10 protein-coding genes and 1 tRNA gene are annotated in these 10,199 nt (G+C 71.3%); 8 read left to right on the top strand and 3 right to left on the bottom strand.

Annotated elements, in window-relative coordinates:
• On the top strand, positions 1-3,638 hold a 3,638-nt coding region (locus ENSA5_RS31970), incomplete at its 5' end, for a tetratricopeptide repeat protein (RefSeq protein WP_146156337.1).
• A 20-nt stretch (positions 3,639-3,658) separates the two neighbouring features.
• On the opposite strand, the gene ENSA5_RS31965 is transcribed toward ENSA5_RS31970, so the two are convergent.
• Both ENSA5_RS31965 and ENSA5_RS31960 read right to left on the bottom strand, forming a co-directional pair.
• A tRNA-Ser gene (locus ENSA5_RS31965) sits at positions 3,659-3,745 on the bottom strand.
• A 46-nt stretch (positions 3,746-3,791) separates the two neighbouring features.
• Positions 3,792-4,865, bottom strand: a complete 1,074-nt coding sequence (locus ENSA5_RS31960; protein WP_106395510.1) for an aldo/keto reductase — start codon at positions 4,863-4,865, stop codon at positions 3,792-3,794.
• A 148-nt stretch (positions 4,866-5,013) separates the two neighbouring features.
• On the opposite strand from ENSA5_RS31960, the gene ENSA5_RS31955 reads away from it, so the two are divergent.
• The gene (locus ENSA5_RS31955) at positions 5,014-5,820 is read left to right on the top strand and encodes a DNA-methyltransferase (protein ID WP_106395513.1); all 807 of its coding nucleotides are present in this window, start codon (positions 5,014-5,016) and stop codon (positions 5,818-5,820) included.
• A 64-nt stretch (positions 5,821-5,884) separates the two neighbouring features.
• Positions 5,885-6,622 (top strand): 7-carboxy-7-deazaguanine synthase QueE, encoded by a 738-nt coding sequence (locus tag ENSA5_RS31950; RefSeq protein WP_219906902.1) that lies wholly within the window; start codon positions 5,885-5,887, stop codon positions 6,620-6,622.
• A gap of 1 nt (position 6,623) precedes the next feature.
• Here ENSA5_RS31950 and ENSA5_RS31945 read toward each other — a convergent pair whose 3' ends face one another.
• Positions 6,624-7,103 carry a hypothetical protein gene (locus ENSA5_RS31945; protein WP_106395509.1) on the bottom strand — a complete coding sequence of 160 codons (480 nt, stop codon included), beginning with the start codon at positions 7,101-7,103 and terminating at the stop codon, positions 6,624-6,626.
• A 325-nt stretch (positions 7,104-7,428) separates the two neighbouring features.
• On the opposite strand from ENSA5_RS31945, the gene ENSA5_RS31940 reads away from it, so the two are divergent.
• The 5 genes from ENSA5_RS31940 to folK form a co-directional block, all read left to right on the top strand.
• The gene (locus tag ENSA5_RS31940; RefSeq protein ID WP_106395508.1) at positions 7,429-8,151 is read left to right on the top strand and encodes a hypothetical protein; all 723 of its coding nucleotides are present in this window, start codon (positions 7,429-7,431) and stop codon (positions 8,149-8,151) included.
• Positions 8,152-8,168: 17 nt separating this feature from the next.
• Complete coding sequence (locus ENSA5_RS31935; protein WP_106395507.1) at positions 8,169-8,516, top strand: hypothetical protein; 348 nt, start codon at positions 8,169-8,171, stop codon at positions 8,514-8,516.
• Between the two features lie 32 nt (positions 8,517-8,548).
• A complete protein-coding gene (gene cyaY, locus ENSA5_RS31930) occupies positions 8,549-8,869 on the top strand; it encodes an iron donor protein CyaY (RefSeq protein ID WP_106395506.1) in 321 nt (106 codons plus the stop codon).
• A 164-nt stretch (positions 8,870-9,033) separates the two neighbouring features.
• Positions 9,034-9,933: a hypothetical protein gene (locus ENSA5_RS31925; protein WP_106395505.1), complete on the top strand. Its 900-nt coding sequence runs from the start codon at positions 9,034-9,036 to the stop codon at positions 9,931-9,933.
• On the top strand, positions 9,930-10,199 hold a 270-nt coding region (gene folK, locus ENSA5_RS31920), incomplete at its 3' end, for a 2-amino-4-hydroxy-6-hydroxymethyldihydropteridine diphosphokinase (protein ID WP_106395504.1). The genes ENSA5_RS31925 and folK, both read left to right, overlap by 4 nt.

Below are 10,199 nucleotides of genomic sequence, written 5' to 3'. Positions count from 1 at the left end.
GCCCCGGGCTCCGCGGCGCGCCCCCACCACCGCCCATTCAAGACCCCTTCGAGTCCGGGGTGCTGCCGGCCGAGTCCGGGGTCATGTCGGCGCAGTCGGGTGTCCTCGGCCAATCGGGCGTGCTCAGCCGCTCGGGTGGCCTCGTCGACAACAAGGACGACGACCCCTTCTTCAGCGGTGACCCCGGCGCGATGCCGGAGCTCGGCTCGATCACCCAGGGCGACGCGAGCACCTTCGCCAACGAGAACCCGGCCGCGAGCAGCGGGATCCGCGACTTCGAGTTCGAAGACGACGGTGGCCCCGGCCTCGAGCTCGGCGACATCGATCAAACGAATGTGCCCCAGGCGCCGCGTCCCGCCGAGCAAGCGACGCAGCGGCCCAACTTCGACAGCCCCGACTTCGCCGGCCTCGATCTCCCGGCGACGTCGAGCTTCGATGACGACGACACCGTCGCCTTTGGCGCAGGGCCCAGCGACGACTTTGATCTTCCTTCGGCTGGGTCGCCCGGTCACGGCACCTCGGGGCCCGGGAGCTACGGCCCGGACGACATCGACCTCCCCATGGCGACCGGCGCCACGGACCTCGAGCTCGACCTCCCCGCGCCCTCGGGCGGCGGGCGCCCGGAGCTCGACCTGCCCATGCCCTCGGGCCCCGCCCCGGACGGCATGGGCCCCGGCCCCGGCGGTATGGGCGGCCCCGGCCCCGGGGTCGACCTTCCCGCGCCCGACGGCGAGATGAACTTCGACGGCGAGCTCTCCCTCGAAGATCTGCCGATGCCCTCGGACGACCTGGGGATGGCGGCCGACCTCCCGATGCCCGCGGCCGACCTCCCGATGCCCGCGGCCGACCTCCCGATGCCCGCGGCCGACTTCGCGGCGCCCACCGACGACTTCCCGGCGCCCGCCGACGACTTCCCGGCGCCCGCCGACGACTTCCCCTCCCCCGAGATCGACCTCGACGATGGCTTCGACTCGCTCCCGACGCCCGCGGACATGCTCCCAACTCCGGCCGAGGACCTGCCGGCTGCGGTCGACATGCTGCCCACGCCGGCCGACGTGCTGCCCACGCCGGCCGACATCTTGCCCGCGCCGGTCGACGATCTCGGCCTCGATCTCGACGTCGACGAGCCCGCCCCTGCCCGCCCTGCCCCGCCTCGCCCCGAGGCCGTGAGTGCACCCGGGCCCGCGACCTCGCCCGCGCCCGCGCGCCCCCTCGCCGGACCGCGCGTCACACCCAAGTCGAACACCAAGCGCTACGTCATCTACGGCGCGCTCGCGGTGGTCGTCCTCGGGGTCGGCGGCGGAGCCCTGGCGATGACGATGGGCCTGTTCGACCCCGACCCCGACCCGGGCACCGCGACCCAGACCAACGACGACGGCGCCGATGAGCCCGCGCCACCTCCGGGTGAGCCCGCCGAGCGAGCCGAGTCCGTCCTCGCCAAGTTCGATGAAGACACGCCGGCCAGCTATGTCCAGGCCTACGAGCGCGCCAAGGCCAACGCCGACTCGATCGGGCAGGCCGAGGCCGCGCTCCTGATCCATCATCGCTACGGCCCCGACCCCGCCCGTCTCGCCGAGGCCGGCCAGCTCCTCGCGGTCCTGGTGGGGGGCGAGGAGCCCTTTGTCCGTCGAGTGATCGGCCTCGCGCTCCTCGCTTCTGGCAAGACCGACGAGGCCCTCGCCAAGCTCGCGGGCGACGATCCCCGGACCTCGCTGTACCGCGCCTGGGCCCTGCTCGAGAAGGGCGACAGCGAGGGCGCCCGGGTCGCCGCCGAGGCGGCGGGCGCCGCCCGACCCAACGATCAAGCGGCGCAGCTCGCCGCGCTCGAGGCCCGCTTCCTCGCCAACCCCGTCGACGGCATCGCGGCCATGCGCCAGGCCGCCGAGGCCTCGCCCAACCACCTCGCGCTGCAAGAGGCCCTGATGCAGGCCGCGCGCGAGAGCGGCCGCCTCGGCGAGGCCTCGCAGGTCGGCCAGGGCATCCAGCCGGCCGCGATCAGCGACACCCACAAGGCCGAGCTCTTGCGCCTTCGGGCCGAGATCGCCATCGCCCAGGGTCGCTCGGGTGAGGCCATGCGCCTGCTCGACCAGGCCCTCGCCAGCGACCCGTCGCTGATGGCCGCCCGGATCGAGCGCATCGAGCTGTGGCTGACCAACAAGGACTTCACCTCGGTCTGGGCCGAGCTCGACGTGCTGCTGCGCGAACACCCGACGGATCCGGTCGTGCTCAAGACCGCCGCGCGCGCCGACCTCGAGGCCGGCCGCGACGACGACGCCCGCGCTCGCTTCGCAGCCCTCGGCGAGTCCGCGGCCAACGACCCCGAGGTCAAGGATCTGCTCGGTCAGGCCGAGGCCTTGCTCATGAAGATCGAGGCGGCCCGCGCAGCCTTCGCGGCCGCCCGCGCCCTCGATCCCCTCTACACGCCCGCCGTGGCCCACGAGGTCGGGCTGCTCGTGCGCACCGAGCAACTCGACCCGGCCCTGACCCTGCTCGACGCTCACCTCGAGGTCATGAACGAGGCCGGGGCCAAGGACACCCCCCGCGGCCGCCGGGCCCTCGCCACCGTCGCCCGGATCCGGGCCGAGATCCTGCGCGACAAGGGCGAGCTGCAGCTGGCGCTGACCGCCGCCGAGGAAGCGAGCGCCAGCGACCCGGCGAGCAACGACGCCCTGCTCCTGCGCGCCGAGCTCCTCGGTCTCCTCGACCTCCAAGAGGCCCACGAAGAGGCGCTGCTCGACCTCCACGAGCGGACCGGTGGCTACCCGGGCCTGACCGAGCCGCTCGGCAAGGTCTTGCTCCGCAAGGGGCAGCTCGACGAGCTCGAGAAGCTCATCGGCCCGAGCCTCGACTCGCCCGAGGCCTCACGCGAGATCATCTTGACCGGGGCGGCCCTGCGCCTCGCCCAGGCCAAGCCCGACCAGGCCCAGGCCCTCGCCCAGAAGATCCTCGACCGCGATCCAACCGACGCCCGCGCGCACTTGCTCCTCGGCCGCGCCCTGCTCGCGCTCGGTGAGCACACCCGGGCCCTCGACGAGATCGAGAGCGCCCAGACCCGCGAAGGCGACGCCGAGGTCGAGCTGTGGCTCGGGCAGGCCCTCGAGTACAACGGCCGCGCCGACGAGGCCCGGAGTCACTACACCCGCTCGCTCGCGCTCGACCCCGGCAAGGTCGAGGCCGCCGCGCTGCTCGGCCGGCTCTACGCCTACGAGGGCGCGGCGCAAAAGGCCATCGAGCTGTTGCAGCCCGTCGTCAAGCAGACCGACGCCTACCCCTACGCCTACCTCGCGCTCGGGCTCGCCCACAAAGACATGGGCAAGCGCGACCTCGCGATCTCGGACTTCAAGAAGGCCCAGCAGCTCGACTCGACCCTGTTCGAGGCCTTCTACCAGGAGGGCCGGATCCACAACGATCAGAACAAGCACAGCCGGGCCGTCAAGGCCCTCCAGGCCGGGCTCGACAACGCCAAGGACAACGCGACCGAGCGCGCGCTGATCGACACCTACCGGCGGCTCGGCGAGAGCTACCAGCAGATCGGCCACCGTGGCGACGCCAAGTCTGCGTTCCAGGAGTACCTGAAGCTCGCCCCGGCCAGCGCCGCCGGCCGCCGCGAGGTCGAGCGCCTGCTTCGGGACCTCTGAGCGACAGCAGAAAAAAGTAACGGAGGAGGAGGGATTCGAACCCCCGGTAGGGTTTCCCCCACAACGGATTTCAAGTCCGCCGCCTTAAACCGCTCGGCCACTCCTCCGGCGAGAGCGGCACGGAGTATGCCCAAGCCCGCGCGCGACGGCAACTCAGCCCCGGGGCGGCTCGTCGATCTGGGTGCGGACCTCGCCGCGGACCAGATCTCGGACCGCGTCAGCGCGGAGAAAGTCGTGGGGGAAGCCGAGCCGAACCTTGCTGGCCTCGGCGAGGCGCGCGAGCTGCTCGGCGCCGAGCTCGACGGTCGCCGCGCCGAGGCTGTCCTCGATCTGCTCGAGCTTGCGGGCGCCGACGATCGGGATGTAGCGGTAGCCCTGGGCGCTGACCCACGCGGCCGCGACCTGGGCCGAGCTGACGCCGAGCTCGTCGGCGACCGCGTCGACGGTCCGCGCGATCGCGAGGGCCCGGTCCGAGGTCCGGCCGCGCGAGACGTTGCCCTGCCTGCGCAGCGAGTCGGTCGAGGCGCTCTTGGGGTCGCGGGTGTACTTGCCCGTGAGCACCCCGCCGCCGAGCGGCGCCCAGGCCACGACCGAGAGCCCGAAGTGCTCGGCCATCGGCAGGAGGTCGCGCTCGGGCGTGCGCTGGAGCAGGCTGTACTCGATCTGGAGCCCGACGAAGCTCGTCCACCCGCGCAGCTGCGCGAGCGTGTTCGAGGCCGACACGACCCACGCGGGCGTGTCGCTGACGCCGATGTAGAGGATCTTGCCCGCGCGCACGAGGTCATCGAGGGCGCGCATCGTCTCTTCGTAGGGCGTGTAGTCATCCCACGCGTGGACCCACATCAGATCGATGTAGTCGGTCTGGAGTCGACGCAGAGACTCGTCGACCGCGCGGTGGAGGTTCTTGCGCTGGTTGCCCGAGGCGTTCGGGTCGCTGTGGTCCATCGACAGCGTGTACTTGGTCGCGAGGACCGTGCGATCCCGGCGTCCGGACGCCGCGCGCAGCCACCTGCCGACGATCTCCTCGGTCTCGCCGCCGTGGTACTTGTTCGCGGTGTCGAGGAAGTTGCCGCCGGCCTCGGCGTAGGCGTCGAGGATCTCGTGGCTGGCGGCCTCGTCGGCGCCGAAGCCCCACTGCTCGCCGAAGCTCATCGTGCCCAGGCAGATCTCGGACACGCGCAGGCCCGAGCGGCCCAGGAGTCGGTAGCGAAGCTGAGGGATCGCCATGGCTGCGATGATACGGCGCGTGGCGAGGCGCGCAAAACTGGGGCGCGGTTGAGCGGCCCGCGCTCTCGCTCGCCTGTGGCAGGATCCCTCGGTGCCTGAATCCGGGGCAGCCGCGCCCGCCCGCGCGCGAGTGATCCACGGCGACAACATGGCCGTGCTGCCGAGCCTCAGCGCCGGCGACTATCGCCTGATCTACATCGACCCGCCCTTCAACACGGGCAAGGCCCAGACCCGAACCAAGCTGCGAACCCGGCGCGTGCCCGAGGGCGGCGATCGAACCGGCTTCGCGGGCGCGCGCTACGAGACCACGGTCCTCGGCCGCAAGTCCTTCGACGACTCCTTCGACGACTTCCTCGTGTTCCTCGAGCCGCGCCTGCGCGAGGCCCATCGCCTGCTCGCGGACGACGGCAGCTTGTTCGTCCACCTCGACTACCGCGAGGTCCACTACGCCAAGGTCCTGCTCGACACGATCTTCGGCCGCGACGCGTTCATCAACGAGATCATCTGGGCCTACGACTTCGGCGCTCGGACCAAGAAGCGCTGGTCGGCCAAGCACGACAACATCTTGTGGTACGCCAAGGATCCCTCGCGCTACGTGTTCAACTTCGACGCCATGGACCGGATCCCCTACATGGCCCCGGGCCTCGTCGGGCCCAAGAAGGCCGCGCGCGGCAAGACCCCGACCGACGTCTGGTGGCACACGATCGTCAGCCCGACCGGCAAGGAGAAGACCGGCTACCCGACCCAAAAGCCGCTCGGCATCCTCCGCCGCATCGTCGCCGTGCACTCGGAGGTCGGCGACGAGCTGCTCGACTTCTTCGCCGGGAGCGGGTCCTTCGGCGAGGCGGCCCTCGCGGCCGGCCGCTCGGCGACGCTGATCGACGCGAACCCCGAGGCGATCGAGGTCATCAACCGCCGCCTGGCCCCCTGGCTGGCCCCGGCGACCAGCCTGTGAGCTTCGGCCGGGCGCGGCGCGGGCGGGTCTGGCTCCCGCGCCCGGGATCGGTCAGCATCGCCCGGTGACCTCGCTGCGCATCCAAGAGCGCTTCGTCTCGGTCCAGGGTGAGGGCGCGCTCGTCGGGGCTCCGAGCAGCTTCGTGCGCGTCTCGGGCTGCAACCTGCGCTGCGTGTGGTGCGACACCCCGCGGACCTCGTGGGCGCCCGAGGGTCGCGCCGTCGAGCTCGACGAGCTCGTGCGTTGGTGCGCCGCCGGACCTCGCCACGTCGTCCTGACCGGCGGCGAGCCGATGCTCTTGTCCCCCGCCGCCGAGCTCAGCCAACGCCTGCGCAGCGCGGGCCATCACCTGACCGTCGAGACCGCCGGGACCGTGTGGTGCGAGGGCCTCGAGGCCGATCTGATCTCGATCTCGCCCAAGCTCTCGCACAGCACGCCCTGGGACCGGGCCGCCGCGCTGGGCAAACCCAAGCTCGCGACCATGCACGAGGCCGCGCGCCTCGACCTCGAGCTCCTCGCCCGGCTGATCGAGCGCTTCGCGGACGGGTGGCAGCTCAAGTTCGTGGTCCGGACCCGCGCGCCCGAGCTGCTGACCGCGGATCTCGACGAGATCGACGCGATCGTCACCGCCCTCGAGCTGCCGACGAGCGCGCGCGACAGGGTCCTGCTGATGCCCGAGGGCACCGACGACGCGACCCTCCGCGCGGGCTACCTCGCGGCGATCGACGCGTGTCGGACCCGGGGCTACCGCCTCGGCCTACGCCTTCACATCCACCTGTTCGGACACACGCCGGGGACCTGACTCACTCGACGGTGTCGATCACGAAGGTCGAGGACTCGCTGGCATCGCTGGCCTCGCTGCTGTCGCTGCCCTCGCGGCCGTAGTCGTGGGCGCCCGAGTCCGCCGCGCGCGCGCGTATACCCGCGCTCGACTCGGCGGCGTCCTCGAAGCTCCGGTGCGCGGTCGAGGGCTCGCGGTGCGGGATCGGCTGCGGCGTCGGCGTGAGGTCGGGGTTGCTGCGCCGACGCGTGTCGCCCTGCAGATGACGGGGCTGGCTGAGCCGCCAAAAGCGAATGGTCTTGACCGTGGCTCCGGTCAGGCGCGCGAGCTCGTCGTCGGCGAGGCGCGGGAGCAGATCCGCCCACCGGCCCAGCGCGCGGCCGACCTCGTCGACCTGCTGCCGAAGACTCTCGACCGCGCTCATCGGCACTCGGGCGAGGCGCGCGAGCTCGTCGTCGCTGAGCCGACAGAACAGATCGAGGTAGGGCACCAACCTGTTCATTGGGTTGCCCGTCTTACGCGGGCTGCTCGCCTCACGGGTGCGCGCCTCGACTTGCGCTCGGCTGACCCGGACCTGCTTGAGCGCGATTCGGCCCAAAGTTTCCGGGGCTCCTGTATGATCGTCGCCAGCCATTGCGATCCAGCGCGGCCTCTCGGCCCGTCGCCCCAGTGTACTCCTCAGCGTGTGGGCCAGCGAGAACGGTGACAGACTTTTTGGTGAGCAAGGCAGACGTGAGCGCAGTTACTGATCTTAAGGCCAATTCGTGATACTTGGTGCAATTACGACGGCGGAGAGAGCTCGCAGCCCTGATAGGCTGAGCACGAAAATGCTGGATCTGCGCCCTTGCTCGGTCGCCCTCCTCGCGCTCGGCGCGAGCGGCTGCTCCGACACCACCCCCCGCAGCTGTGACCTCAACACCTCGTCTTTGGTCATGCGCGGGACCGTCAGCGATTTCAACAACGGCGTCGAGGTCGAGATCGAGTTCGAGACCGAGGTCGAGACCGAGCCCGGGACCTCGGGCACGACCCTCGAGCTGTGCCCCGACAGCGATCAGCTCGAGGTCAACGGCGTCGAGGCCGAGCCCGTCCAAGCCCTCGGCCACCTCTACTACGTCGTCGAATTCGCGGAGCCCGAGGCCAGCTACGAGATCTCGCTCGAGCGCAAGGACCACGAGAGCGTCAGCATGATCGTCGAGATGCCGCCGAGCTTCGAGATCACCGCACCTGCCGTCGGCGCCGAGAGCTCGCGGGGGGAGCCGCTCGCGGTCGAGTGGACGCCAAGCTGGCCCGAGCAGCTCGTCGAGCTCAAGATCTCCGACAAGATCGGCTCGAGCTGCATCGAGGGCCTCGGCGTCGAGGTCGAGGTCGACGACACGGGCTCCTACGACCTCGCGGCCAACACCCTGGTCGGCGGCGGCGCCGTCAGCAACTGCGAGGTCTCGCTCTCGCTGACCCGCCTCGCCGAGGCCGACTACCCTGCCGCGCTCGCCGAAGGGGGCAAGGTCAGCGCGGTCGTCAAGCGACGGCGGCCCTTCACCTCCGTCGAGTGAGCTGGCACAGTCCCGAGGTGGCGCCCGAGCCCCAGCCCGAGCCCGAGACCGAGACCGAGCCCGAGACGAGGTCCCCGCGCAGGCGCCCGCGGCTGGGCATCATCGTCCGCGCGCTGATCTACCTGCCCTTGCTGGCTTTCTTCGGCTGGCAGGCGACGCGCAACTTCGTCGCTCAGCGGGCCGCGGCCGACGATGCGTTTCGGGCCAGCGTCGCGCAGTGGTTGCAGCATCCGCCGCGCACGATCATGATGCCCAACGGCGAAGAGATGCCCGTGCTCGAGCTGACCGAGCAAGAGGCGATCGAGATGGGCCTGCTGCCCGAGCCCGGCGACGCCGAGCAAGCCCAGCCCTCGCCGCCTCAATAGACTCGCCAGCCACCCGCAAGGATCCCACGACGATGGACCGCAAGATCTTCTACGCCGAGTCCGGCAAGGCCCTTCGCCACATCGACGAGATCCTCGGGGACCTCGAGCACGAGCAGCTCGACGTCAACCTCGCCGGCGACGTCCTGACCCTCGCGTTCGAGGACGGGGGCAAGTTCGTGATCAACGCCCACTCCGCAGCCGAGCAGATCTGGATGGCCGCCGGGACCACGGCCTGGCACTTCGACTTCGTCGCCGCGCGCGGCCAGTGGATCGCGCACAAGACCGACGACGAGCTCATGACCACCGTCTCGCGGGTCGTCGGCGACAAGCTCGGTGAGACGATCGAGCTCTAGCAGCCCGTGGCGCAATGCATCGTGTCGCCTCGCGCCAGAATGTTCACCGAGGGCGCGAGGCCAAAACGCCGCTGTACCGGGCGTACTGCACGTTTTGGCGACAAAGCCCTCGGCGAAAAGGCCAAGCGAGGCGGCGCGAGGCATTGCACCACGGACTGCTAGACTTGAGACTCCCGCGCCACGTCGTCCTGGTCGCGAGCCTGCTCGCCTGCGCGCCGATCGACGTCAGCAACACCGTCACCGTGCGCCCGCGCGAGGGCCCGGCCCGGACCTTCGGCGGCGAGCAGCTGGTCGCGCGGGACTTCGTCGCCGACTACGTCCAGATCGGCGGGCGCCTGCTCGTCGAGCTTCGCGCCCAGCCTAGCTGCGTGAGCACCCGCCACGTCCCGGTCTTGCGCGTCGACGAGGTCCACCGCAGCGCCCGCGGCTTCGTGATCTGGGACTTCGCGCTCGGGACCTTCACCGGGGCGTTCGCGGGCCTCGCCTTCGCCCAACCCCAGCTCTTCTCCCATCGCCTCGTCGACGGCCGGGGCCGCGAGGTCCACGACTACACCGGGGCCTACGTGGTCGGCGGCGTGTTCTCGGCGATCTGCGTCGGGCTGCTCAGCGCGGGGATCGTCGACGCCCTGCGCTCGCGCGACACCACCCGCTACGCCGACGCCTTCGAGGTCGAGCTCGGACCCGAGCGGCCGTGCACCGACAGCGAGGCGACGGCGCTGGCCGAGCGAGCCCTGCGCCTGATCGTCGCCGACGGCGTGATCGAGCTCGACGCGATCACCGACGCGGGCGGGCGCGCGCGCTTCGAGCTCCCGCCGTGGACCGAGGCCATCCCGAGCTCTGGCCGCGTCCCCGCGATCATCGAGGTCGCCCGACCGACCGGCGGCGACGTCGAGCCGCGGGTCCTGGTCTTGTCGCTGCGCGTGCCCTTCGTCGGCATGAGCGACGCCCACACCGGCCGCGCCGACACCCGCGCAGCCGCCGAAGCACGCGAAGCCCTCGCGCCGCTCGAACCACGCGAGCCCAACACCGAGGCCGTCGAAGGCCCCGCGCCGGAGCCCCGATGAGCCGCTACTTCGTCGCGCTCGGCAGCAACCTCGGGGATCGCCTCGCCCGCTTGCGCGACGCCGTGGCAGAGATCGCCGCGACCCCGGGCGTCGAGCTGCGCGCGTGCTCCGGCGTGTGGGAGACCCGCCCCGTCGGGCCGGGCAGCGGCGCGTTTCTCAACGGCGCGGTCGAGCTCGTCACGACCCTCGACGGTGAGCAGCTGCTCGCGGGCCTGCTCGAGATCGAGCGCCACCACGGTCGAGTTCGACGCGAGCGCTGGGGCGAT

The organism is Enhygromyxa salina (assembly GCF_002994615.1).
Taxonomy (GTDB): domain Bacteria; phylum Myxococcota_A; class Polyangia; order Nannocystales; family Nannocystaceae; genus Plesiocystis; species Plesiocystis salina_A.
This window is presented reverse-complemented; position numbering and strand designations above follow the sequence as displayed.